The organism is Alteromonas nitratireducens, assembly GCF_040812025.1.
Taxonomy (GTDB): Bacteria; Pseudomonadota; Gammaproteobacteria; order Enterobacterales; family Alteromonadaceae; genus Alteromonas; species Alteromonas nitratireducens.
Map to the genome: position 1 here is coordinate 133,059 of NZ_JBFNPK010000008.1, position 24,594 is coordinate 157,652.

Here is a 24,594-nt window from a genome sequence, read left to right on the forward strand (position 1 = left end):
ATCAGATCCCTGCCCGGCCAAGCCAGGGTTTTAAGTCGGGGTAGCGGAACACCGGCCCGTCATGGCAGACAAAATAAGGCCCAAGCTGACAATGACCGCAGGCACGTTGTCCGCACTGAAAATTGCGCTCCATGCTGAGATAAATATCGTCATCACTGACCTGTTTTTTCGCCAGATAGGGTAACGCAGAGAGCATCATAATTTCCGGGCCGCAGATCATCACCGCGCAGTGTCTGGGATCAAAATCAGCATACTCCAGCAGCTCGGTCACCATACCGAGCCGCCAGTGGTATTTACGTTTTTTCTCCTCACTGGCCGCCAGCAGCACCTGGCAGTTTCCAATATCGCGCCAGGCATCATATTTTGCCTGCCAAAGCAGATCATCATGGTGTTTTACACCCTGTAAAATCACAATCTTTCGGTAGCGGTTGCGGTGCGTAACAGCGTGATTGATGGCGGCGACGACCGGCGCACAGCCCAGTCCGGCCGTAATAAATATCAGGTCGCGTCCTTCAAACATTTCCAGCGGCCAGCCTTGTCCGAACGGCCCCCGAAGGCCAACAGCACTGTGTTCGGGCAGCGCCAGCAAGGCATTAGACACCCTGCCAACACCCCGAATCGTATGCATCAGCAGGCCGTCCTGCCAGCCCATGATAGAAATAGGAATTTCGCCGATACCGGGCACGGAAATCATGTTGAACTGCCCAAACCGAAAGGTAAATGGCGTGTCTGACGCCACATCCAGATGCAGGGTTTCAAGTCCGCGGCTTTCAACGGTCTTCGCCGCAATACGGGCACTGACCGGTAACATACTATCCACTGACCTGCACTCCCAGCATACGATTCACTTCATCCACCAGATCGATGGCAGCCGGACACCAGCTTACGCAACGCCCGCAGCCAACACAGCCACTGCGCTGATACTGCGACTGCCAGGTGACCAGTTTATGCAACACCCACTGGCGATAACGCTGACTGATCTCGCCGCGAATGTTTTTGCCGGCAATATGCCCATGCTTTTCACTGAAGCACGAGTCCCAGTAGCGAACCTGCGCATAGTCACCTGAGCGAATATCCTCTTCAGACTCCTGCTTAGCGCAAAAGCAGGTAGGACATACTGATGTGCAGTTTCCGCAGGCCAGACAGCGCTCGGCAATCTCAAGCCATTGCGCGTCATCAAGATGGTCGGCCAGACGCAGCAACGCCTCCGGTCCCGGCATGGTGCGCGACTGTTGCGAGGCAGCCTGCAACTGCGCGGCTGCCTGCTCTCGCTGTCGTTCTGTCGCCTTATGAAGCGGAAGCGTGGCAAGCAGCGTCGTCCCTCGCTCACTGTTGGCTTCAATCAGATAACCGTCATCGAGTTCGTCCAGAACGATGTCGTAGCCAAACAGCGCTTGCGGCCCGTCACCGGTAGACACACAGAAACAGGTGTCGTTGGCCTGTGCGCAGTTAACCGCCACAATGAATAACTGCTTGCGCTGCGCCGAATACCAGGGGTCGGCGTAGGGGCCATGCATAAAATGTTTATCCTGCAGATACAAGGCGGCAATGTCGCAACTTCTGACACCGAAAAACGCCAGCGGGGTGGCTTCCGGTTCGGTTTGAGTGAAACGAAAGCCGTCGCTTACCGGTGTTGCCTGCCACAGGGTTTGTGATGGTTTAAACAGCCAGGGCTTGAAGCTCTGCGGCGTCGAATTCCAGCGAAAGCAGCGTGACGCTTCAGCCTCCTTGAGTGTCACCTGTCCGGGAGCGGTGGCATCACGTATTCCCCATGGCAGTGCCGACACGTCGGATAATGGCTCAAAAACGATAGCGCTCTGCTTCTCCTGGGGGCCAATGACCTCATAGCCCGCTTTCACAAGCGCACTAAACAGGGCGGAGAAATCAGACCGGGATAAGAACGACTTAGCCATCAGCGAGCCTGTCGGTAAGCCAGGCAAGCACAGCATCAACGCCCTCACCGGTTTTGGCTGACAACGTCAGTACGGGACAGCCCGGATTCAGATGAGAGAGATCGTGTCTGACCTTGTCCATGTCAAAATCCACGTAAGGCAGCAGATCGACCTTGTTAACGATCACCAGTTCGCAGTGACTGAACATATGCGGGTATTTAACCGGTTTGTCGTCGCCGTCGGTGACCGCCATCATGGCAATTTTGGCTGACTCACCCAAATCAAACAGCGCCGGACAAACCAGATTCCCCACATTTTCGATAATCAGCAGGCTACCATCCGGTAAATGCAGCGACTCGGCGCCCGCCCGGATCATCTCAGCATCCAGGTGACAGCCTGTTCCTGTGTTAATTTGCAGCGCCTGACCTCCTGCGGCCTGGATCCGGCGGGCATCATTGCTGGTGTGCTGGTCACCTTCAAGCACGGCAACACCTCGTCCCTGCTGACGAAGCCGCTGGATCAGCATCTCAAGCAAGGCGGTTTTCCCTGCTCCGGGCGTGCCCATCAGATTCAGACAGGTGTGATGATGATGAGCAAAGTGATGCCGGTTCGCCTCAGCAATCGCATCGTTACCGGCCAGCAGCGCGTGGTGCAGATGCAGTGCTTTATTGTCCTGAGACAGGCTTAGTATTTTAGCCGGTGTGGTGGACGACGGGTTGATTAAGCTGGCTTTATCGCTGCCACAGCCGCAATGTGTACACATCAGACAAACTCAATTTTAGTCAGGTTCAGTTCGTTCCCGGAAAGCAATTCATACTGGTAGCTGCCGCATGGGCAAGGCTCACCGGTCCGGGACACCGTAAACTCGGAATAACAGACAAGGCATCGCGCCACCGCTGGCACGGTTTCCAGGCGAAGCGCCGCGGTAGCCAGTCCGGCGTCCTCCTTCACCATATCAAAACAAAACTGCAGACGGTCTTTATCCACACAGGTCAGCTGGCCTACCTCTACACTGATTGCACCAACATCGCTGTCATGTTCGGCGTGTTGGTAGTGTGCAACGGCATCAATCAGTGCCGTGATAACCGAGAGCTCATGCATGTGATGTCCTTGTCTGTACACTCAGCAAATTCGAGGGAGTTGCACTCCATAAGGTAGTTCAATCATGCGCTTACCGCCAAAAATGGTATTGATGTAGAGCAAAGGATCGGTTGATGACAACACCTGACCTATCTGACAGGCATGCTGTCCGTACGGGTGATCGCGCATCACAGCAAGCACCTTGTCTGCGTCACCCTGCGGCACAATGAACACCGCCAGTCCTTCATTGGCGAAAAACAGCGCTTCCATACCGAGCAGCTCACAAATTGCCCGGGTCTCTGGCCGGACAGGCAGGCTGGCTTCGTCAAGTGCGACAGTCACCCCGGCGTCGCGGACGATATCGGATAACACCGCCCCCACACCGCCCCGTGTAGCATCACGGATCACCTGAAGATGAGGACACGCCGAGAAAACCGACTCAATCAGACCATTTAACGGCGCGCAGTCACTGTGTAGTGTGGCATTGAGCCCCAGCTCGCCGCGCGCCAGCATCACCGCAGCGCCATGATCGCCAATAAAGCCGTTGACCAGCACGGCATCGCCCGGCCTCGCACCATGCGTGCTCACAGACCGGTCCGGCGGTACCACGCCGACACCAGCAGTGTTGATATACACTTTGTCCGCCTGCCCTCTGGCCACCACCTTGGTATCGCCGGTAACAATACTGACTCCGGCCTCACTCGCTGCACGTGCCATTGACCGGGCAATGTCAGTTAAGATGCTGAGCGGCAGCCCTTCCTCAATCACGAATCCAGCGCTAAGGTAGCGCGGTCTGGCGCCGCTTACCGCGAGATCATTCACCGTACCGCACACCGACAGCTTGCCAATATCACCGCCGGGAAAGGTCAGCGGAGACACCACAAAACTGTCAGTGGTCATGGCCAGCCTGCTGCCTGTGACCGCAAGTTCCGGCATTGCCATGGCCGCCGCATCAGGCTGGCTGCCGTTAAGGCCAAACGCCGGATAAAATATGTCCCGGTAAAGCGCCTCTGAGGCGCGTCCGCCTGCGCCATGGGCCAGCGTGATGACATCATCCTTTTTCATACTGCGCCTCAGTGTTGCTATCCGTCTGATGACGTCGATAGCGATAATAGGCTGCGCATGCCCCTTCCCCCGACACCATCAGGGGGCCTTTGGGCGAATGGGGGTGACAGTCTGTGTTGAAATGCGGACAGGCGGTTGGCTTGCGTTTTCCGGTAAGTACGTCGGCACAATATACCGGCTCATCATGCTCTGCCGGCGTCTGCAGGCCTGCCATCCGGCTGGCATCCAATGCTGCGTAACTGGCATTCAGTGAACGCACAGAGCCGGGAATTCGACCAACACCACGCCAGGTTACGTCGTCTGCGGCAAATACCCGTCTGATGGCATCGAGTCCACGTACATTCCCTGCGTCCGTCACTACCCGCTCATAGGCGTTTTCAACCTGACAGCGCTGTTCGTCAAGCTGAACAACCACCATCCACAATGCCCGCATCATATCGACCGGCTCGAAGCCTGCCACAACCAAAGGTGTGTGCCATGCGCGGACCAGCGGTTCGTATGCGTCTTTACCAATGATCATGCTGACATGACCCGGACCGATAAACCCGTCAATCACAACGTCTTTTCTTTCAAGCAGTGCCTGCAAAGTGGGAATAAGCCGGATGTGGTAACACAGAAACCTGAGATTATTCACCTGGTCCCGCGCTGCCTGCTCAATGGTCAGCGCCACCGCTGGCATGGTGGTATCAAAGCCAATTGCCAGAAAGATAACGTTTTTTTCCGGATGAGCCCGGGCCAGCGCAATGACATCCATTGGCGAGTAAACCACGCGAATATCTGCGCCGCGTGCCTGCAGACCGGCGAGTGTGGTGGATGAACCTGGTACCCGTAAAACATCACCGAAGGTAACCAGCATCGTATCAGGCTGACCGGCGAGACCGACGGCCTGATCGATGGCCTCGGGTGGCAACACGCAAACCGGACACCCCGGTCCGTGCACAAATTCCACATCGGCAGACAGTAACTGGTCAATCCCACTGTGAAACAACGCATGGGTATGCCCGCCGCACACTTCCATAATTTGCAGCGGGCGTCCAAGACGGTTGGCAACCCCGCTTGCCACCTGGTTAATTTTATCGGCAAGGCGCCTGACCAGGGCCGGGTCACGCTGCGCCGGCATACTAAGGTCCGTCATTTTCCATGTCCTGTAACAGTGTCAGCGTACGCGCTGCCTCATCCTCATCAATCAGCGCCATGGCAAATCCCACGTGAATGAGAACCCAGCGCCCAAGCAGTGATGTCACAGGCTGCCCCTGCAAAGCGAGCATGGCCAGACTGACTTCACGCGTCACGCCCTGGGTTTCCGCCAGCGCCAGTCCCACAGCCTCATCGGTGATCGCAATCAGTTTTGCCGGTACGCCCAGACACATCAGTTTGCCCTCCAACAATGCTGGCCAATAATACTCTGGCCCAGCGCAATACCCCCGTCACCGGCGGGTACGCGCCGGTGTCGGTAAACCGTAAAGCCTTGTGCTTCAAGCCGGGTTTGCAGGCTCATCAGCAGCCTGGCATTCTGAAAAACACCGCCGCTCAGTGCAATTTCGCGGCCGCGATAACCGCCATGCTGACAGACAGCGTCAACCAGCGCGACCCAGCTGGCCGCAAACACCTCATGAAACCAGGCGGCCAGAAGCGCTGGCGCAGCCCCGTCGGCAAAACGTGCACACAACTGTCGCATAAATCTGCGTGGGTCAAGCTGCCACTGTCCCTGCTCAAAATACAGGTCAAACGGCAACACCGGCCAGGTCGCGTCATGCGTCCCAGCCAGCGCTTCAAGACGCATCGCGGCCTGCCCTTCATAACTCAGTGTTGCCGGTGCGACACCGAGCAGCGCCGCAACCGCATCAAACAGCCGCCCGGCAGAACTGGTCATCACGCCTTGCTCTGCATGCTGAACCAGGGTGAATGCCAGCGGTGACAACGCACCGGCCAGGGTTTCATAACGCGCCCGCCAGGGTGCATTCAGGTCAATTTCTGCCTGATGAAGCAACGCGACGAGGTTGCGCCATGGCTGGCGGCTTGCTTTATCACCGCCAAGCAGGGTATAGGGTTTCAGTCCGCCTGCTTTAACTGACTGTTGATAATCGGCCAGCAGAAGCTCACCGCCCCACATTGTCCCGTCATCCCCATACCCGCTGCCATCCAGCACAATCCCAAGTACCGGCGAAGAAAGCGTCACCCCGTTCTCAGCCAGACAGGCGGCCATATGTGCATGGTGGTGCTGAACGGCAATAACAGGAAGATCATGACGTGCGGCCAGTTCCCGACCCAGCTTTGACGAAAAATAATCAGGGTGCTTATCAATCACAATGGCCTGCGGACGCGCCCCCAACAGGGCACACAACTGTCCGGCCTGGTCTTTGGCGTGCACATAACAATCTGGGTGCTGCAGGTCGCCATTGTGGCCGGATAACACCACCTTGTTATCGCGCGCAACGGCAAGCGTATTTTTGATATCCGCGCCCATGGCCAGCAAGGCACTTCCTGATACCAACGGCTGCGGCAGTTGCAGTGGCGCTGGCACGAAGCCGCGGGCGCGCCGCAGGACTTGCACCTCCTCCGACACAACCTTGACCACCGAATCATCAATACCGCGGACAATCTCGCGGTTATGCATCAGCCAGCCATCGGCAATACCGGCCAGCGCGCGCAGTGCAGTGTCATTATCTGTGCATAACGGCGCCCCATTCTGATTGCCAGACGTCATAATGACCGGCTCACCCACGGCACGAATCAGCTCAAGGTGCAGCGCGGTATAGGCCAGCATCACGCCCACGCAATCGACGTCAGGGGCAATGTTCTCAGGCAAAGGGGCTGTCTGGCGCTGTTTGGGCAACAGTACGACAGGCGCTGCCGGACTGCACAGTTGCGTCACTTCCGCAGCGGTAAGACGAAAATAGCGCTGCACCTGGGCAATATCCTGCATCATCACAGCCAGTGGTTTGGCGGGACGGTGCTTACGCTCGCGCAGTAACGCAATTGCTTCAGGAGCCTGTGCACGGACACAAAGATGAAAGCCGCCTATGCCTTTGACTGCCAGGATCCTGCCCTGCCTAAGCCACTCTGCAGCCCGTCGGATTACGTCTTGCTCTTTATCTTCAACCTGCTGGCCCTGATTATCCAGCAGCGTAACGCCGGGACCACACTGTGGGCATCCGATACCTTCGGTATGAAAGCGGCGGCTGGTCTGGCTTGCATAGTCCTGCTGGCATGCTGCGCACAGTGCGAAGGCGTCCATGGCGGTGGCATCCCGGTCATAGGGCATGTGGCGAATCATCGAAAAACGCGGCCCGCACTGCGGGCAACTGTTAAATAGGTAGCCAGATAACCGATGGGACGTACTTTGCATTTCATCACGACACGTGTCGCACATCGCCATGTCGGGCAGCACGTCGCTGATATAGCCATGCTGTTCGCTGTCTGAAATGATAAAACGCGGCGCCGACGGCGCGTGCTGGCAGGGCTGCACGTCCAGGTGATCAATCCGGCCAGGGGCTGGCACGGTGCTTTGCAGCGTCATCACGAAGCGCTCTAGCTGTTGCGGCGTACCCGTGGCCTCAATCACCACTCCACTACGGGTATTGCGTACTTTCCCGGTAATACCTTCAGAAACCGCCAGCCGGCAAACAAACGGGCGAAATCCAATGCCCTGGACACAACCGCTGACGGTTACGGTAATACCACTTACCGGTGCGGGCATGGCGAGCATGACCGTTTCACGGTGCGGATAACCAGCCAGCCCGCCAGTAACAGTAACGCGAGCCAGGGCATCAGATGAACAATAAGGTGAAGCGCAGCCGATAATGATGACAGCCCATGGTTGCCATGCGCCATCACCACAGGTGGACTAAGCAGCAGTATCAATACCGTAATCAGCCGGATCATGACGTTTTCTCCTTTTTTGTCTGTTCCGTGGTTTGTGTATTCAATGCGCTAACGTAATCGAGCACACGCGCGCACAACGCATCCACAACCTCCCCGGCGTCAAAATCTGTCCGCACGGAAAAGTGTTCAAGCGAACGGGCCGATACACAGAGCAGGTCAACACGTGGCGGCGTTTTGATATACACCGGCAGCATCGCCAGCAGGGTTGCCATACTGCCCCCATGCAGCGCATTGTCGGCATAGTCGGCGGGCCATCCACGGCCAATATCCGGGTACAGCGCTACACTGCCCTCAGGTGCCGTGCTTTTTACACAATCCACCAGCAATACCTGCGGCACGCCTTTAAACAGCGGCAGCAACGTCAGTCCGCCGGTGCCACCATCGATAAGGTCAACCGAACCGGGCAACGAGGCGCGACACAGCGCCGAATAAACCCGGTAGCCGACACTGTCATTGCCGTGCAACAGGTTGCCGATGCATAAAATACGAAGCCTGGTGTCAGCCATGGTGGTTTTTTCCTGCCAATCCGTGCAGTAAGACTAACGCGCAGACCTCCCAGACAGTTTGACCTGTATCAACCACCATCGGCATACCTGCTCATTGCTTTAACCTGAGCTAAGTCTAGATCATAAAAAGAAAAAACGGTGAATGCACAGCGTATTTTCAGGTCGACTGTAAGCGGTACGACTGCCACCAGTCGAGAATAGCCTGCCGATTGCCCTGAAACAGAACAGCTCGCTCAGACTGACCCAGCTGGTAGCGGTACATGGGGTCGTAATAGCGCTCCAGCAGAGCAGCAATCCAGGCACCATGTAACGCGGTTTCTCCGGTTAACAGCGTGTCCTTAATCGCCGCTTCCTGCATCCCTTTAATCTGACGATAGGCTTCGTTACCCAGGCGCTTTCGAATACGGTACAGCGAGCGCGTAAGCATGTGTTCAAATGCGGCAAACGGGTCGTCTGACTGGTGTTGCTGACAGCTCTGTAACAGCGCCGACACGTACGTCTGAATGAGGTTCGCTACCCTCACGTCCATCGGTTCGTCCAGGATCACACACGGCATGCTGGACAAATGGCTGTAAAAACGCAGCGGCATGTTGCAACTACCAATGAAACTGCCCTCATCCTCAACCAGTAACGGGTGCGTTGACTGGCGCTGCATCAGGGCAATCGCCAGATGGTTTTCGAAATTAATCTGAGTAGGCTGTGGTGTGATATCGGCGCCGAATGCCGAGCCTTTGTGATTAGCCAGTCCTTCCAAATCAATACTGTGTTCACTGGCCGCAATGAGCAGGGTTTTACCACTGCCGGTGTAGCCTGAAACGACCACAAAAGGCTGTTCACAGGCCTGCGAGTCAAGAAACTGCAAAATGTGCTGACGAAGCGCTTTGTAGCCGCCCGGCACCCGTTCAACCGGGGTTCCGGCCTCGCTGAGCCATTGCTGAACCAGCTGCGATCGCAGACCTCCGCGCCAACAATAAAGCCAGGCATCAGGATTGGCTTGCAGGTGTTGTTGCCAGGCAGCAACACGGGCTTCCTTCACGGCGCCGTGCACCAGGCGGTGCCCCAGCGCTATGGCTGCCTCCTGGCCCTGCTGTTTATAACAGGTCCCCACCTGAGCCCGCTCTTCATCGGTCATCAGGGGAAGACTGACGGCATTGGGGAAGGCACCTTTGGCATATTCAGCCGGTGCCCGGCTGTCGATAAATGACGTATTGGCCACCAGCAGGCGGCGATAGAGGGCATCGTTGCCGTTAGTCATTGATAACGACCCTGACATCATCCGTCTGCGCGCGCAGGTTACCGACCACATACAACGTGACGCCGTGTGCGGCCGCTACTGCCAGGGCATCATCCAGTGCAGTGGGCTCAACCGCCACCAACAGACCGCCAGAGGTTTGTGGATCGCATAACAGCGGGACATCCTGCGCGCTGAGGCCAGCCACTTTGTGGCCATAGGCGGCAAAGTTGCGCTGGGTACCGCCCGGCACACAGCCTTGTGCAATGTACTCCGATACGCCCTCGGCCACCGGCACGCCAGCCAGCGACAACCGGGCACAAAGCTGACTCCCCTCGGCCATCTCAATAAGATGCCCAAGAAGCCCGAAGCCGGTGACATCGGTCATTGCGGACACGCCGGATAACGCCGACAGTTTTTCACCAATATGATTGAGCTGGCACATCAGTGCCGGTGCAATACTGACATGCTCAGATTTCAGCTTCCCTTGTTTTTCAGCGGTGGTAAGCACGCCTACGCCGAGCGGTTTGCTCAGCAGCAGAATATCGCCTTCACGGGCTTTGTCATTCTGCTTCAGTCTGGCTTTCTCGACCTGCCCGGTCACGGCCAGACCAAAAATAGGTTCGGCGGAATCAATGCTGTGCCCCCCGGCCAGTGGGATCCCGGCCTGACGACAGGTTTCACGGGCGCCATTCAGTACCTGCGCCGCAATGTCAGCAGGCAGGGTGTTGATAGGCCAGCCCAGGATCGCAATCGCCATCAGCGGCCTCCCACCCATCGCATAAATATCACTGATCGCATTGGTTGCTGCAATTCTGCCAAAATCAAACGGATCATCCACAATAGGCATAAAAAAATCGGTGGTGCTCAGAATGACATTGCCGTCTCCCATATCATACGCGGCGGCGTCATCGCCAGACGCATTGCCCACCAGCAATTCAGGCGGAAACGGCATTTGTTCGCTGGTTTTAAGAATATCTGCCAGTACCGCCGGTGACAGCTTGCAGCCGCACCCTGCTCCATGACTGAACTGCGTCAGCCTGACCGTCGATGAACTCATAGCATTCCTTGATTAATGTCTGATTACATAGTGCTGCGTGTGATTATGCCATTCCCGTCTGAGGATGCACGCCCGTTTGTGCTGCTATCCGGGATCCGTCGAGACATTCCGGTGCGTTGTCCGTACAATATCGCCATTGCTATTCACGCTTTGCGAGGTAAGACACACCATGGAGCACGACTTTTGGCACGAACGATGGGAAAAAAATGAAATTGGTTTTCACGAGGAAAGTGGCAATCCGTTTCTGAAAAAATATTGCTCACTGGTGAAAAAAGCCGATGCACCGCGCGTGTTTGTGCCGCTCTGCGGCAAGACGAAAGACATTGGTTACCTGCTTTCCCTGCAATGTGATGTGGTCGGTGCAGAATTAAGTGAGCGTGCAGTGCAGCAACTGTTCGACGAACTGGATGTCCCCCCGCACGTTACGCAGGATGGACCATTTAAAGTTTACCGGTTTGAGAATGTGACCATCTTTGTCGGTGATGTATTTGAACTGACCGCCACCCAGCTTGGCCGGGTTACCGCTGTTTACGATCGCGCTGCACTGGTTGCCCTGCCTTTCGCCATGCGTCAGCGTTACACGGCGCACATCGCTGACATTACCGCAAAGGCCGACCAGCTGCTACTGACATTCGATTATGATCAGCAAGCAATGGATGGCCCTCCATTTGCGGTATCAGAATGTGAGGTGCGCGATCATTACGAACATCGCTACACCGTTTCCCTGCTGCAGGAGCAGCCCGTTGAGGGCGGCCTGAAAGGTCAGGTTGACGCCCGTGCACTGGTGTTTTCGCTGACCGCGCGCTAGTCCCAGTCCGGCGCAAAGTCCGGATTGACGATACGCTCGCCGTTATCCAAATCATCAATCCGGGCAATCTCATCGGCTGTCAGCGAGACGCGCTGATATGCCGCATTTTCCTGAATGTGCGCGCGGCTGGTTGACGACGGTATAGCGTGGATATTTTTGTGCTCAAGCCAGGCAAGTACGACCTGAGCAGGACTTGCATTGTGTTGCTGCGCAATAGCGTTGAGCGTGTCGTCATTCAGAATTTTACCCACCGCAAACGGCATATAGGCAGTCACGCCAATACCCAATGAACGGCATGTGTCCACCACACTGCGATTCTGCATAAATGGATGCAGCTCAATCTGGTTGGTAAAGATTTCGCCGTCTCCCAGAATCGCCTGTGCCTGCTTCATCTGATCAATGGTGAAATTCGACACGCCGATATGCCGTGTCAGTCCCAGTTGTTTCGCTTTAGCGAGCTCGCCTAAGTACGTTTCCATGGGAATGTCATCCCCCGGATACGGCCAGTGGATCAGCAGCAGGTCGACATAGTCGAGTTTCAGTTTTGACAGGCTTTCGTACACACTGGGCATGAATTTATCGGTGCCCAGATGCTCATACCAGACCTTGGTAGTAACAAATACCTCATCACGGTCAGGCTTACTGGCAATAAGCGCATCACCAACCTGTTCTTCGTTGTCGTAAAACTGGGCGGTGTCGATATGCCGAAAACCCGCAGCCAGCGCATCAGCAACCGCCTGCCGGGCCACCTCTTCTTTCAGGCGAAACGTTCCCATTCCCAGTTGCGGCATCGAATCCATACTATCCCTCCCCTGTCATTGGATTTGTATTCAATCTATTAACCTTCAGGTATGGCTACGCAATACTGCAGCGAAAGATCGTAATACGACGTGTCAGGGCGTGCACCCTGATGTTTTCCCCATCGCGGCATCATAGTATTCATCGAAATGCTTTCGCGTTTACGCGTAATTCGCGCTATGGTGAAAGCTGTATTGGTCGTTTTGCTCATCTGTTGCCATGAAGTTTTTTCTCCTGTCGCTGCTGTTTTATCTGACGCTGGTACCGACGCAGGCAGCTTCATACCGTGTTGGCGTTGAAGACATCAGTTATTACCCCATCATGGATTTCAGCCAGGCTGACGGGCGCGGTCTGATGAAAGACATTCTGCAGACATTTGCTGACAGTGAAGGCATTGCGCTGGAATTTATTCCATTGCCCATTTCCCGGTTCAGCACCTGGTTCGACGATGGCGCTATCGACTTACGCTTACCGGATAATCCACTCTGGAGCAGTGAACAGGATGACGCGCTTATTTACAGTGCACCCATCCTGTCGATTTGCCAGTCGACGGTGGTACTGGCGAAAAACCGTGACCATCAGCAGGAACAGGTAAAAACGGTTGGCACGCTTCAGGGGTTCACCCCTTCACGGCACTGGGATGCATTACTGCGTGATAACAAAGTAAAACTGGTCAGCGACCCGTCGTTAAGGGTGCTGACCCGAATGCTGTTTAATGACATGATTGACGCGCTGGATTTACACATAAGCGCTATCGAACATCAGGCATCGCTGTTGGGTTTAGCGACAGAAGAACTCGCCCAGCTCAAAAGCCTTCCGGCTTTTCCGCTGACCTATCGCCTGTCAACCAAGGCACATCCAGAGCTGATTTCCCGCTTTAATCGCTTTTTAACCAACCAACGCAAAGCCATTGATGCACTGACAGTGCATTATGCCTTCGATGAAGGCTGCCACTAGCGTCGTTTTGTGTTCAGCTTGCTGCGCGGTTCATGACCGCGTTCCTGACGCACCTTATGCTTCTTCACCGAACGGCGCATACGGCTGATACGGGCGTGATCCAGTTTATTCTGACGGGCATCAATAAGCGTCTGGGTTTCCAGCGGCAGTTGCACCAGTGATCGCAGCGCATTCACTTCTTCCAGCCCAAGCTCCACCCAGGCGCCCTGAGGCAGACGTTTTTGCAGCGAAACCGGACCATACTTGACTCTGATTAGGCGGCTTACCTGCACGTCCTGAGACTCCCAGAGACGTCGAACTTCACGGTTACGCCCTTCTGCCAGCGTAACGTTAAACCAGCGATTCATGCTCTCTTCTTCACCGCCCGACTCTTTACGCGGGCGAATTGTGGTGAATTTTGCGAGGCCATCTTCCAGTTCCACGCCACGCGTCAGCTTGGCCAGGGTCTGATTGGGCACGTCGCCGAAAACGCGCACCGCGTACTCACGGGTCACTTCGCATTTCGGGTGCATCAGCCGGTTGGCCAGCTCACCGTCATTGGTAAACAGCAGCAACCCACTGGTGTTGATATCCAGACGGCCTACCGCAATCCAGCGGCCAATGCGAATGGATGGCAGGCGATCAAACACCGTAGGACGGCCTTCCGGATCGACACGGCTGCATAGCTCGCCTTCGGGTTTGTTGTACATCAGCACGCGACACACCGGCTTCTCCGTCTGACGCGACAGCAGGTGGCCATCGACGCGGATCTGGGCGGTTTCATCAACACGGTCACCCAGTTTCGCGATGCTTCCGTTAACACTAACCCGTCCTTCGTCTATCCAGCGTTCCATTTCACGACGGGAACCAAGCCCCTGATTGGCCAGCACTTTTTGCAGTTTTTCAGTCATTTCGTCACACTCTATTCATGTTCGTTTGTTGTCGCACGGTCATTATCAGACGGTGCATCCTCCTGCATGGCAGCAGTTACTTCACGTTCAACGTCATCCATCATGCTGCTGAAAGCCTCAGCACTGGGTAACTGGTCTAACGACGACAGTGAAAAATAATCAAGAAATTCGCGGGTGGTTGCGTATAACGCCGGCCGGCCCGGTACTTCTTTGTGACCGACGGTTTTTATCCATCCCCGTTCGGACAAGGTTTTCATAATATTGCTGGACACCGCCACGCCGCGCACCTGTTCAATTTCGCCACGGGTAATGGGCTGACGATAGGCAATCAGCGCCAGCGTTTCCAGCATGGCGCGGGAGTACCGTGGCGCGGTTTCCTGCCACAATCTACTGAGCCAGGGGCTCAGGCTGTCCAGCGACTGAAACCGATAACCACTGGCCACTTCCACCAGCTGAATACCACGTGGCTGGTAATCGAGTATCAGTTCTTTGAGCACCTTGTTAAGCGCGGTGTCTGATACTGTAAACTCGGCAAGGACGGTCTCTTTCAGCTGCTGTCTGGACAGGGGCGCATCTGCAACAAACAGTGCCGCCTCAACGAGCTGCTTTAACTGGACAGGGTTAATCTTTTTCATTGGCTTTCAATTTTACATGAATTCTGGCGTAAGGTCCTGCCTGAATGCACAGGATAAGCTGCTCTTTTACCAGCTCAAGAATGGCCAGAAATGACACCACTACTCCGGCTTTGCCTTCCTCTACACTGAACAGCGCCTCCAGTGGCGTGTAGGCCGAGCTGCCAACCACAGAGAGGATGAGGGACATGCGCTCCCTGGTGCTCAGTGCTTCGCGTGAGATAGTATGATGCTCGAAGGCTTCGGCCCGCTTGAGTGCACCGGCGAATGCCAGCACCAGATCCTGCAGTGACACATCGGGCTCAATTCTCAGCGGCTCTACGCTGTCGGGTGTCGCTACATTGACGGTAAAAATATCGCGTTCCAGTCGTGGCTGGGCATCTAAGTCTTCTGCCGCCTGTTTAACAATTTCATATTCTTTCAGGCGCCGGATAAGCTCTGCGCGCGGATCCTCTTCATCATCGTCCTGATCACTGCGCCTGGGCAATAATAACCGCGACTTAATTTCTGCCAGTATGGCCGCCATGAGCAGGTATTCCGCCGCCAGTTCCAGGTTCAGCGATGTCATCACGTCAACGTACTCCATGTACTGCTCAGTGATGGTCGCCACAGGAAGCGTGGTGATATCAAATTTTTGTTTGCGGATTAGGTAAAGCAGTAAATCCAGCGGTCCTTCAAACGACTCAAGGATCACTTCCAGCGCGTCAGGCGGAATGAACAGATCCTGCGGCTTTTCTATGACCGCCTCGCCATTGATAAAAGCCAGCGGTAACGGCTGTTGTACCGGCTCCGACGCCGCTACGGGCGTCACATCTGGCTGCTGAATGTCTGCCTGCTCACTCATTCGAAGGGCGTCGTGTCACCGCTACCGGTACGCAGGATCACCGGTTCGCCTTCAGATAAGTCCACTATCGTGGTGGGATGTTCGCCCAGATAGCCACCGTGAATTATCAGTCCGACCTGTTTTTCCAGCTGGTCGCGGATCACATCAGGATCAGACTCAGCCATGGTATTTCCGGGTAAAATCAATGACGTGGACATTAACGGCTCGTCCAGGGTTTCCAGTAGTTTCAGTGCAATCTGATTATCCGGCACCCGGATCCCGATGGTTTTGCGTTTAGGGTTCTGCAACCGTCGCGGTACCTCGCGCGTGGCTTTCAGAATGAAGGTATATGGGCCGGGGGTATTGTTCTTGATCTGCCGAAACGCGACGTTGTCGACTTTCGCGTAAATGGACAGTTCGGACATATCACGACACATCAGCGTAAAATTATGGTCCTTGCCAATATCACGAATGCGACATATCTGGTCCAGGGCCTTTTTATCTTCCATCTGACAGCCTATGGCATACCCTGAGTCGGTCGGGTACACCACCACTTCACCCTGACGGATCAGCTCAGCCGCCTGCTTTAGCAGCCGGGGCTGAGGATTATCCGGATGGATGTAAAAAAACTGACTCATTGCATTATCCTTATTTGGTTGCTGTCACACAGTCCCAGTCGTGCCACACAGGGGTCAGTGCGCTGTCCAGCGTTAAACGCCTGCCCAGTTCCGTCCAGCGTGACGGAAAGTGAAAGTCTGAGCCGGCCGATGCCAACAGATCATGTTCGATCACCAGCGCATTCACAAGTTTTTGTTTTTCCGGGTTCATGCCCGGACACGCCGCTTCCATAGCATCACCGCCAACTGCCGCAAACTCTGCCACCAGCCGCCGCAGCCATTTTGTCGTCATATCGTAATGCGCTGGATGAGCAAGCACAGCCTGGCCGCCTGCCGCATGAATAGCCTCAACCGCCTCAGCAATGCTGATCCATTTGGCTTTCACTTCGGCGCGTTTGCCCTTGCCCAGGTATTGTCCGAACGCATTCGCCATGGAACCAACGCCGTAATGGTCGACCAGCGCTCGGGCATAATGGGCGCGCGTGACCTGTCCGCCTGCGGCGTAACCAAAGGCGTATTTCTCCACACCCTCAAAGCCGCACTTTGCCAGCTTTTCACCAATTTTAACCGCACGTTCATGGCGTGTTTCTGCCTGTTTACGCAACACCTCATTAAAGCCCGGACACTGCCGGTTTACGTTCAGCCCGACAATATGAATATCAAACGCATGCCAGCGTGTTGACAGTTCCACACCATCAATCAGTGTCATTGGTCGTGACTGTTCAGCCTGAGTAGTGTGCGCTTCATCCAGGCCCGCCACCGTATCATGGTCGGTGATTGCCAGGACGTCCACCTGCATGCTGTGCGCGCGCAATACCAGCTCCCTCGGAGACAGATGACCATCGGAGTAGCGGGTATGACTGTGTAAATCTATTTTCAAACTATTCTGCAATTTAGCGGTTGACACAAAGCGTGTTTTGTTTTCTTCTATAGCCACAGTATAAGGATTAATAACTTCGAAGCCTATCGAAGTTTCAAAGAATAACAGACCAATGCATCTGACACTCACAACAGCACAATCAGCAACTCAGTGGTGGTGGCACTTCCCTACATAACGGGCGGTGTGCGCATTGGTGCGTGTTTAACACAAAAAAAGGCCCGTTTTTTAACGGGCCTTTTTTTATTTTTGCAGCAGGAGAATGACAACAATGAGTCTGGCTGAACTCGGACAACATCCAGGGAATGTCGAAACCCTGTCACAGACCGGGCACTATACCGACGACCCGCTCGCCGCCTTTTATACCTTGTGCGAGGGCAAACCAAACGCCCTGCTACTGGAATCGGCCGAGATCGAGTCGAAAGACAACCTGCAGAGCCTGTTAATGGTTGATGCTGCCCTGCGTCTGGAATGCCGTGGTGATACGGTGACCATCGATGCGCTGTCAGACAACGGTAAGTCGGTGCTGCCGCTGTTTCATACTCATGCACCTGACAATGTCGCGGTGAGCGACGTCTCGCCCAGCCGGCTTATCCTTAACGTGGCGGCACCTGACCGGACACTCGATGAAGACAGCCGGTTGAAAGCGGCCAGCGTGTTTGATGCACTGCGCCTGTTAAAGGACAACCTGCAGCCAATTCGCCAGCACCCTCATGCCGTCTTTTTAGGCGGCGTATTCGCCTATGACCTGTTAGCCGGATTTGAAGGCCTGCCTGCCGTCGATGAGGGCGACAATGACTGCCCGGACTATGTTTTTTATCTGGCAGAGACGCTGCTGATGTTCGACCACCAGACCCGTGAAACCGAATTGCTCGGAAGTGTGTTCTCCGGACCGGACGTCGCGCAGCATTATTTTAGTATTTCCCAGCGTCTTGAGGCCCTGCGCGAACAACTGCATAGCGTATCTGCCTTGCCCACTGTAAAAGCGGCGCAGACGCCGTCGGTGTCTGTCAATAAAGACGATGCGGCGTTTTGTCAGGATGTCAGCTACCTGAAGTCGCATATTCTGGCGGGCGATATTTTTCAGGTTGTGCCATCACGTACGTTCTCGCTACCCTGCCCCTCGCCGGTAGCGGCCTACGCCAGTCTGAAGAAACAAAACCCCAGCCCGTATATGTTTTATATGCAGGACGAACAGTTTACGATTTTCGGCGCCTCCCCGGAATCTGCGCTGAAATACGAAAGCGAGTCCAATCAGGTGGAAATCTATCCGATTGCCGGTACGCGAAAACGCGGAAAACGCCCTGATGGCAGCATTGATCATGATCTCGACAGCCGGATAGAACTTAACCTGCGTGAAGACGAAAAAGAGAAGTCTGAGCACATTATGCTGGTTGACCTGGCGCGCAATGACGTGGCGCGGGTCAGTCGCCCGGGGTCACGCTTTGTCAAAGACCTGCTGAAAGTGGATCGTTACTCGCACGTTATGCACCTGGTGTCGCGGGTGGTTGGCCAGCTTCGTGACGATCTTGATGCGCTGCACGCGTATCAGGCCTGCATGAACATGGGCACGCTGGTCGGCGCACCGAAAGTCAGTGCCGCCACACTCATTCGTCAGGTAGAAAAGCAGCGCCGTGGCAGCTACGGCGGTGCCGTTGGCTATCTCAATGGCACGGGTGATATGGACACCTGCATCGTGATCCGCTCAGCGTTTGTCAAACACGGTATCGCCTACATTCAGGCAGGTGCGGGGGTGGTTCATGATTCCGATCCGCAGTCTGAAGCCGATGAAACCCGCAACAAGGCGCAGGCAGTCATCAACGCGGTGCTTGTCGCCAATCACGGTCAGGAGACGATGTAATGCGCACCACCACTGTATTTTTGCTGGATAACGTCGACTCATTTACCTACAACCTGGTGGACGAGTTATACACCATGGGATTGTCTATCCGGGTGTACCGCAATCACTATGACGCTGATGCCCTGTTTGCACTGATGGAGGAACAGGCCAAAACCACACCGGTTATTCTGATGCTGTCGCCCGGCCCGGGCGCGCCAGCGGATGCAGGCTGTATGCCTGCACTGTTAAACAAAGTGGCCGGCCGGTTTCCGGTTATTGGAATTTGTCTGGGCCACCAGGCGATTGTAGAGCATTACGGCGGTACCGTTGGCCGTGCTGAGACCGTGATGCACGGTAAATCCTCGGCAATTTCACACAGTGGCGAAGCCATGTTTGCCGGCCTGCCCCAGCCGCTCCATGTCGCCCGGTATCATTCTCTGGTTGCCCATCAGTTGCCCGACAGTCTGAGGGTGTGTGCACGGCACGAGGATACCGTGATGGCGGTGTATCATCCCGACGATAATATGCTCGGCTTTCAGTTCCATCCCGAGTCTATTCTGACCGCCGAAGGCAGCCTGCTGCTGAAACAAAGTATTGACTATCTCACTCAGGGAGAACCCGTATGTCCGATGTAAATGCGCTGATGTCAGCCCTGTTCGACGGTGAGGATTTGTCACAGAGTCAGGCGTTTTCACTGTTTAACAGCATCATGCACGGTGAACAAAATGAAGCCGTCATCGCCGCTGTGCTTACGGCCCTTAAAATGAAGGGCGAGTCGCCCAGCGAGATTGCCGGTGCAGCCAGTGCCATGGTCAGCAATGCGCGCCCGTTTCCGACCCCCGATTATCCGTTTGCCGATATTGTTGGCACCGGCGGCGACGGTCACAACACCATCAATATTTCCAGTGCCGCTGCTGTGGTTGCGGCCGCCTGTGGCGTACCCGTTGCCAAGCACGGCAATCGCAGTGTCTCAAGCCGGTCGGGCTCTGCCGATCTGTTTCGTGAGTTTGGGCTGAACCTTGAAATGTCACCGGAAACCGCCCGGCGCTGTCTGGATGAGGCCGGATTCTGTTTTCTCTATGCGCCGGTGTATCACGCCGGCATGCGTTTTGCCGCACCGGTTCGCGCCGCACTGAAAACCCGTACCTTATTTAATATCCTCGGCCCGCTGGCCAACCCGGCAAGTCCCACCCATGGGGTGTTTGGGGTCTACAGTCCTGCGCTGTTGGAACCCTACGCGAAAACGCTGATGTTGCTGGGACAGCACCGTGCGATGATTGTTCACGGCAGCGGCCTGGATGAACTTGCCCTGCATGGCGAGTCTGACGTGTTCGACCTTGAACATGGTGATATTCGTCATTACCGTGTCAGCCCTGCAACATTCGGATTGCCGGAATACCGGCTGGAAGATATTGCCGGCGGCGAACCGCAGGACAACCAGAAAATGGTAGAAGCGGCACTGGCCGGAGAGGGAAAAGAGGCACACCGCGCTGCCATTGCGATGAATTGCGCCGCACTGCTCAAAGTCACTGGTAAGGTAACGTCATTTGCCGAGGGCGCTGAACTTGCGCTGGAAACCATGCGTAAAGGACGTCCTCTGACCGTGATTTCGGACGCGGCAGCCATAAGCCAACAGGAGTCAATTGATGGCTGATGTACTCAAAAAAATCGTTGAAGATAAACGTGATGTGGTTGCGCAGTTAAAGCAACTGTATCCGCTGGATAGTCTTAAGCAGACCGTCACACCGTCGACCAAAAGTTTGTTTGCTGCGCTGAGTAAGCCCGATGCCGGGTTCATTTTCGAATGTAAGAAAGCGTCGCCGTCTAAGGGCCTTATCCGGTCGCCGTTCGATCTGGATGAGATCATCGCGGCTTATACCCCCTTTGCCGCTGGCATTTCGGTGCTGACCGACGAGAAGTATTTTCAGGGCAGTTACGATTATCTGGCTTATATAACAGAGCGGGTGGCGCAACCCGTGCTGAATAAAGACTTTTTCATCGATGAGCATCAGGTCTACCTGGCGCGACATTTTAATGCCGATGCGGTGTTGCTGATGTTAAGCGTGCTCAGTGATGACGAGTACCGGGCGCTTGCTGAGGTAGCCACGTCACTGAAGCTGGACATACTGACCGAGGTCAGTAATGAAGAGGAAATGCACCGCGCCATTGCCCTTGAGGCCAACATTATTGGCATCAATAACCGCAACCTGCGCGACCTGTCTACCGATTTGGCGACCACCGAAAAACTGGTTCCGCTGTTGCATGAAGCCCGTCACGACTACGTGGTGATCTCTGAATCAGGCATTTACACGCACGACGATGTGCTTCGCCTCGCGCCACACTGTCAGGGGTTTCTTGTGGGCAGTGCCCTGATGGCACAGCCGGATCTGGCGCGCGCAGTGAAATCACTGGTGTTTGGTGCGGTAAAGGTGTGTGGCATCACCTCGCCCGCTGATGCACAGAGCGCATTTGATGCCGGTGCCAGCTATGCCGGTCTGATTTTCGCGGAAAAATCGCCGCGCTATGTTACTCCCGAACAAGCCCGCGCGATTGTCAGTGCAACACCAGGCAATTACGTTGGCGTGTTTGTTAATGAAACACCGGAGAACGTCGCAGCACTGGCCTCTGCGCTTAATCTGCAGGCGGTTCAGTTGCATGGCGGTGAAGATACCGCTTACCGGCAGGCACTGTCAGCCCTGCTCCCTGCTGATTGTGAAATCTGGCAGGCCGTTGGCGTCAGTGGTGAGCTGCCCGATATCATGGCACTGACCGCCGAACCCGAGGTTAACCGGGTGTTACTGGACTGCCGCGTTGGCGATAAGTCCGGTGGCACCGGACAACAATTCGACTGGACGCTGCTCAGCCAGATTAAGGATTTGTCATGCATCGTCCTTGCCGGCGGCATCGGCGTAGACAACGTTGTGGATGCGATGAACACCGGTGCCGGCATGATTGATGTTAATTCCGGCGCTGAGTCGGCGCCCGGCAAAAAATCGAACGAAAAACTCGCACGTCTGTTCGCCAGACTACGCCAGTATTAATGAACGAAAAATAGGTATCGTATGAACCAGTTAGACACAAAATTTGGCGAATTCGGTGGGATGTATGTACCCGAGCTGCTTATTCCTGCACTGGATCAGCTTGAGGCCGCCTTCCTGGAAGCCAAAGACGACCCGGAATTCGAAAAAGAGTTTAAGGCCCTGCTGCATGATTATGCCGGGCGTCCGACGGCGATGACGCTGACCCGCAACCTGGTGAGTAATCCTAAGGTAAAACTGTACCTTAAACGTGAAGATTTATTGCACGGCGGTGCCCATAAAACCAATCAGGTACTGGGTCAGGCGCTGCTCACCAAGCGGATGGGAAAAACCGAAGTTATTGCAGAAACCGGTGCCGGCCAGCACGGCGTAGCAACCGCCCTGGCGTGTGCGCTGCTTGGACTGAAGGCGCGAATTTACATGGGCGCAAAGGACGTTGAGCGACAAGCGCCTAACGTATTCAGAATGCGTCTGATGGGCGCCGAGGTTATCCCGGTAAACAGTGGCTCAGGCACACTGAAAGACGCCGTGAATGAAGCCATGCGCGACTGGTCAGCCAACTATGACAAAGCCCACTATTTGCTGGGCACGGCTGCCGGACCACACCCGTTCCCCACCATTGTGCGTGAGTATCACCGGATGATTGGCGAGGAAACCCGCGCACAGATCATGGAAAAAGAAGGTCGCCTGCCGGATGCGGTAGTCGCCTGTGTCGGCGGCGGCTCCAATGCCATTGGCATGTTTGCAGACTTTATTGATGAGCCCTCTGTCAGGCTGGTCGGTGTGGAGCCTGCCGGTAAGGGCGTGCATACCAAAGAGCACGGCGCCACCATTGTCACGGGCACCAAGGGTATTCTGCATGGCGCATACACCTTCATCATGCAGGACAAAGAAGGCCAGATTGAAGAGAGCTATTCGGTCTCGGCCGGCCTCGACTATCCGGCCGTCGGCCCGCAGCATGCGTATCTTGCCGAGACCGGACGTGCCGAGTACGTTGCCGTTACCGACGAAGAAGCGCTGAATGCGTTTCAGTTACTGGCCCGAAAAGAAGGCATTATACCGGCGCTTGAGTCGTCGCATGCCCTTGCACATGCACTGAATATGGCAGATGAGGCCGAGGAAGACATGATTATTGTGGTGAACCTGTCAGGCCGTGGCGACAAAGACCTGGCCCACGTGACGAAAATTCTGGGAGAACAGCTCAATGGGTAGATATGACACCATGTTCGCGCGCCTGAATGAAAAAAATGAAGGCGCGTTTGTGCCTTTCGTCATGATTGGCGATCCGGATCTGGCGCTAAGCGAAAAGATCATCATTCAGCTAATCGAAAGCGGCGCAGATGCCCTGGAACTGGGCATTCCCTATTCGGATCCCATCGCTGATGGCCCGACAATTCAGCAGGCCACCATTCGTGCCCGTCAGAACAATGTTACGCCGGGCGACTGCCTGGAACTGCTTGCGCGCGTGCGTAAGCAATACCCGGACATTCCTATCGGGCTGTTACTGTACAGCAACCTGGTGCACGCCCGGGGCATCGACACCTTTTATCAGCAGGCCGCCGACACCGGTATTGATTCGATTCTGGTGGCGGATGTCCCCATCCGGGAAGTGGCGCCCTATTATCAGGCAGCAAAAAACAGTGGCGTTGCGCAAATTCTGATTGCCCCGCCTAACGCTTCAGACGAGACCCTGTCTGCCATTGGCGAGTACTCCAGCGGCTATACCTACCTGCTTGGCCGGGCGGGCGTAACCGGCGCCGAAACCGCGGCATCCATTCCGGCCAGCGAACTGATTGAGCGTCTCAGTAAGTACCGCTGTGCGCCGCCATTACTGGGCTTTGGCATTTCCCAACCGGAACAGGTGCGCGATGCTATCGCAGCCGGTGCTGCGGGCGCGATTTCAGGCTCGGCAACGGTGAATATTATTGCCGAGCACCTGAGCGACCCCGAGGCCATGCTTAAGGCACTGGATAGCTTTGTGCGTAAGATGAAAGCGGCCACGGTGAAATAAGGAATTGCCATTATGTATTACATGATTTGTGCCACCGATACGCCCGACAGCCTGGAAAAACGTCTGGCGGCCCGCCCTGCACACCTTGAACGGCTACAGGCACTGAAAGCCGAAGGGCGTTTGTTTGCCGCGGGCCCCTTCCCCGCCATTGATGCCGACGATCCGGGTCCAGCCGGTTTCACCGGGTCACTGGTGATTGCCGAATTTACCTCGCTGGATGAGGCGCGCAACTGGGCCAGTGACGACCCTTACGTTGCCGCTGGCGTGTATGACGACGTGGTGGTAAAACCATACAAACTGGTATTGCCGTAACACGACCTGCAAAACAGTCCGGCGTTAGTGGACCTGGTGCGAGTGAGTGACTTGTAAACCTCCCCTAATTAGTTACACCCATAATTAGAGGTTTCGGCCAGTTCATGCTTGGTTAAATATTCCCATGGTGTCAGATCATTCAGCGCATCATGTGGGCGCTCTTCGTTGTATTCAGTCATCCAGCTATCCGTCAGTTCACGCACTTCATTGAGTGTTTTGAAGACATACATATTGAGTATTTCGTCGCGGTAAGTCCGGTTAAAACGCTCGAT

The 24,594-nt window shown here is 55.3% G+C and carries 28 protein-coding genes and 1 other annotated feature; of the genes, 9 read left to right on the forward strand and 19 right to left on the reverse strand.

The window, feature by feature from the left end; all coding sequences use genetic code 11:
• Position 1: 1 nt before the first annotated feature.
• The 12 genes from AB1N33_RS09305 to selD all read right to left on the reverse strand — a co-directional run bounded on the left by AB1N33_RS09305 (position 2) and on the right by selD (position 10,719).
• Entirely contained in the window at positions 2-811 is an 810-nt protein-coding gene (locus tag AB1N33_RS09305) for an FAD/NAD(P)-binding protein (protein WP_411271301.1), read from the reverse strand.
• Between the two features lies 1 nt (position 812).
• Positions 813-1,913: a 4Fe-4S dicluster domain-containing protein gene (locus tag AB1N33_RS09310; protein WP_411271271.1), complete on the reverse strand. Its 1,101-nt coding sequence runs from the start codon at positions 1,911-1,913 to the stop codon at positions 813-815.
• On the reverse strand, positions 1,906-2,655 hold the full coding sequence (gene hypB / locus AB1N33_RS09315) for a hydrogenase nickel incorporation protein HypB (RefSeq protein ID WP_411271272.1): 750 nt from the start codon (positions 2,653-2,655) through the stop codon (positions 1,906-1,908). The genes AB1N33_RS09310 and hypB overlap by 8 nt, the downstream gene beginning before the upstream one ends.
• Positions 2,655-2,993 carry a hydrogenase maturation nickel metallochaperone HypA/HybF gene (locus tag AB1N33_RS09320; protein WP_411271273.1) on the reverse strand — a complete coding sequence of 113 codons (339 nt, stop codon included), beginning with the start codon at positions 2,991-2,993 and terminating at the stop codon, positions 2,655-2,657. The genes hypB and AB1N33_RS09320 overlap by 1 nt, the downstream gene beginning before the upstream one ends.
• A gap of 21 nt (positions 2,994-3,014) precedes the next feature.
• Positions 3,015-4,037, reverse strand: a complete 1,023-nt coding sequence (hypE, locus tag AB1N33_RS09325; protein ID WP_411271274.1) for a hydrogenase expression/formation protein HypE — start codon at positions 4,035-4,037, stop codon at positions 3,015-3,017.
• Complete coding sequence (hypD, locus tag AB1N33_RS09330; protein WP_411271275.1) at positions 4,024-5,172, reverse strand: hydrogenase formation protein HypD; 1,149 nt, start codon at positions 5,170-5,172, stop codon at positions 4,024-4,026. The genes hypE and hypD overlap by 14 nt, the downstream gene beginning before the upstream one ends.
• Positions 5,159-5,407 carry a HypC/HybG/HupF family hydrogenase formation chaperone gene (gene hypC / locus AB1N33_RS09335; protein WP_411271276.1) on the reverse strand — a complete coding sequence of 83 codons (249 nt, stop codon included), beginning with the start codon at positions 5,405-5,407 and terminating at the stop codon, positions 5,159-5,161. The genes hypD and hypC overlap by 14 nt, the downstream gene beginning before the upstream one ends.
• Positions 5,407-7,746 (reverse strand): carbamoyltransferase HypF, encoded by a 2,340-nt coding sequence (gene hypF / locus AB1N33_RS09340; RefSeq protein WP_411271277.1) that lies wholly within the window; start codon positions 7,744-7,746, stop codon positions 5,407-5,409. Before hypF ends, hypC begins: the two co-directional genes overlap by 1 nt.
• On the reverse strand, positions 7,722-7,922 hold the full coding sequence (locus AB1N33_RS09345) for a hypothetical protein (RefSeq protein ID WP_411271278.1): 201 nt from the start codon (positions 7,920-7,922) through the stop codon (positions 7,722-7,724). The genes hypF and AB1N33_RS09345 overlap by 25 nt, the downstream gene beginning before the upstream one ends.
• The gene (locus AB1N33_RS09350) at positions 7,919-8,428 is read right to left on the reverse strand and encodes a hydrogenase maturation protease (protein ID WP_411271279.1); all 510 of its coding nucleotides are present in this window, start codon (positions 8,426-8,428) and stop codon (positions 7,919-7,921) included. The genes AB1N33_RS09345 and AB1N33_RS09350 overlap by 4 nt, the downstream gene beginning before the upstream one ends.
• 157 nt (positions 8,429-8,585) lie before the next feature.
• On the reverse strand, positions 8,586-9,683 hold the full coding sequence (mnmH, locus tag AB1N33_RS09355; protein WP_411271280.1) for a tRNA 2-selenouridine(34) synthase MnmH: 1,098 nt from the start codon (positions 9,681-9,683) through the stop codon (positions 8,586-8,588).
• Positions 9,676-10,719 (reverse strand): selenide, water dikinase SelD, encoded by a 1,044-nt coding sequence (gene selD, locus AB1N33_RS09360; RefSeq protein ID WP_411271281.1) that lies wholly within the window; start codon positions 10,717-10,719, stop codon positions 9,676-9,678. Before selD ends, mnmH begins: the two co-directional genes overlap by 8 nt.
• Before the next feature lie 169 nt (positions 10,720-10,888).
• Here selD and tmpT point away from each other — a divergent pair, with 169 nt between their 5' ends.
• On the forward strand, positions 10,889-11,527 hold the full coding sequence (tmpT, locus tag AB1N33_RS09365; RefSeq protein ID WP_411271282.1) for a thiopurine S-methyltransferase: 639 nt from the start codon (positions 10,889-10,891) through the stop codon (positions 11,525-11,527).
• On the opposite strand, the gene dkgB is transcribed toward tmpT, so the two are convergent.
• Positions 11,524-12,327, reverse strand: coding sequence for a 2,5-didehydrogluconate reductase DkgB (dkgB, locus tag AB1N33_RS09370; RefSeq protein WP_411271283.1), 804 nt, complete (start codon positions 12,325-12,327; stop codon positions 11,524-11,526). The genes tmpT and dkgB overlap by 4 nt on opposite strands.
• 217 nt (positions 12,328-12,544) lie before the next feature.
• On the opposite strand from dkgB, the gene AB1N33_RS09375 reads away from it, so the two are divergent.
• A complete protein-coding gene (locus AB1N33_RS09375; protein WP_411271284.1) occupies positions 12,545-13,282 on the forward strand; it encodes a type 2 periplasmic-binding domain-containing protein in 738 nt (245 codons plus the stop codon).
• Here AB1N33_RS09375 and rluB read toward each other — a convergent pair.
• From rluB to AB1N33_RS09400, 5 genes are read right to left on the reverse strand one after another with little or no spacing between them, the layout of a single operon-like run.
• The gene (gene rluB / locus AB1N33_RS09380) at positions 13,279-14,172 is read right to left on the reverse strand and encodes a 23S rRNA pseudouridine(2605) synthase RluB (protein ID WP_411271285.1); all 894 of its coding nucleotides are present in this window, start codon (positions 14,170-14,172) and stop codon (positions 13,279-13,281) included. The two genes, AB1N33_RS09375 and rluB, sit on opposite strands and share 4 nt — an antisense overlap.
• A gap of 11 nt (positions 14,173-14,183) precedes the next feature.
• Positions 14,184-14,807 (reverse strand): SMC-Scp complex subunit ScpB, encoded by a 624-nt coding sequence (gene scpB / locus AB1N33_RS09385; protein WP_411271286.1) that lies wholly within the window; start codon positions 14,805-14,807, stop codon positions 14,184-14,186.
• Positions 14,794-15,648 (reverse strand): segregation and condensation protein A, encoded by an 855-nt coding sequence (locus AB1N33_RS09390; RefSeq protein ID WP_411271287.1) that lies wholly within the window; start codon positions 15,646-15,648, stop codon positions 14,794-14,796. The genes scpB and AB1N33_RS09390 overlap by 14 nt, the downstream gene beginning before the upstream one ends.
• Positions 15,645-16,265 (reverse strand): L-threonylcarbamoyladenylate synthase, encoded by a 621-nt coding sequence (locus AB1N33_RS09395; protein WP_411271288.1) that lies wholly within the window; start codon positions 16,263-16,265, stop codon positions 15,645-15,647. Before AB1N33_RS09395 ends, AB1N33_RS09390 begins: the two co-directional genes overlap by 4 nt.
• A 10-nt stretch (positions 16,266-16,275) precedes the next feature.
• Entirely contained in the window at positions 16,276-17,124 is an 849-nt protein-coding gene (locus tag AB1N33_RS09400; RefSeq protein WP_411271289.1) for a PHP domain-containing protein, read from the reverse strand.
• Positions 17,125-17,272: 148 nt separating this feature from the next.
• Positions 17,273-17,366, forward strand: a sequence feature (Trp leader region).
• Between the two features lie 26 nt (positions 17,367-17,392).
• On the opposite strand from AB1N33_RS09400, the gene AB1N33_RS09405 reads away from it, so the two are divergent.
• The 7 genes from AB1N33_RS09405 to AB1N33_RS09435 are packed head-to-tail and all read left to right on the forward strand — an operon-like array spanning position 17,393 to position 24,322.
• On the forward strand, positions 17,393-18,982 hold the full coding sequence (locus tag AB1N33_RS09405) for an anthranilate synthase component 1 (protein ID WP_411271290.1): 1,590 nt from the start codon (positions 17,393-17,395) through the stop codon (positions 18,980-18,982).
• The gene (locus tag AB1N33_RS09410) at positions 18,982-19,596 is read left to right on the forward strand and encodes an aminodeoxychorismate/anthranilate synthase component II (RefSeq protein WP_411271291.1); all 615 of its coding nucleotides are present in this window, start codon (positions 18,982-18,984) and stop codon (positions 19,594-19,596) included. Before AB1N33_RS09405 ends, AB1N33_RS09410 begins: the two co-directional genes overlap by 1 nt.
• On the forward strand, positions 19,584-20,615 hold the full coding sequence (gene trpD / locus AB1N33_RS09415) for an anthranilate phosphoribosyltransferase (protein WP_411271292.1): 1,032 nt from the start codon (positions 19,584-19,586) through the stop codon (positions 20,613-20,615). The genes AB1N33_RS09410 and trpD overlap by 13 nt, the downstream gene beginning before the upstream one ends.
• Complete coding sequence (gene trpCF / locus AB1N33_RS09420) at positions 20,608-22,002, forward strand: bifunctional indole-3-glycerol-phosphate synthase TrpC/phosphoribosylanthranilate isomerase TrpF (RefSeq protein WP_411271293.1); 1,395 nt, start codon at positions 20,608-20,610, stop codon at positions 22,000-22,002. Before trpD ends, trpCF begins: the two co-directional genes overlap by 8 nt.
• 21 nt (positions 22,003-22,023) lie before the next feature.
• The gene (gene trpB / locus AB1N33_RS09425; protein WP_411271294.1) at positions 22,024-23,211 is read left to right on the forward strand and encodes a tryptophan synthase subunit beta; all 1,188 of its coding nucleotides are present in this window, start codon (positions 22,024-22,026) and stop codon (positions 23,209-23,211) included.
• A complete protein-coding gene (trpA, locus tag AB1N33_RS09430) occupies positions 23,204-24,010 on the forward strand; it encodes a tryptophan synthase subunit alpha (RefSeq protein WP_411271295.1) in 807 nt (268 codons plus the stop codon). The genes trpB and trpA overlap by 8 nt, the downstream gene beginning before the upstream one ends.
• Positions 24,011-24,022: 12 nt before the next feature.
• Complete coding sequence (locus tag AB1N33_RS09435) at positions 24,023-24,322, forward strand: YciI family protein (protein ID WP_411271296.1); 300 nt, start codon at positions 24,023-24,025, stop codon at positions 24,320-24,322.
• Between the two features lie 68 nt (positions 24,323-24,390).
• Here the strand turns inward: AB1N33_RS09435 and AB1N33_RS09440 are convergent.
• Positions 24,391-24,594 (reverse strand): integrase core domain-containing protein (locus tag AB1N33_RS09440; protein ID WP_411271297.1); only part of this gene is annotated, 204 nt, incomplete at its 5' end.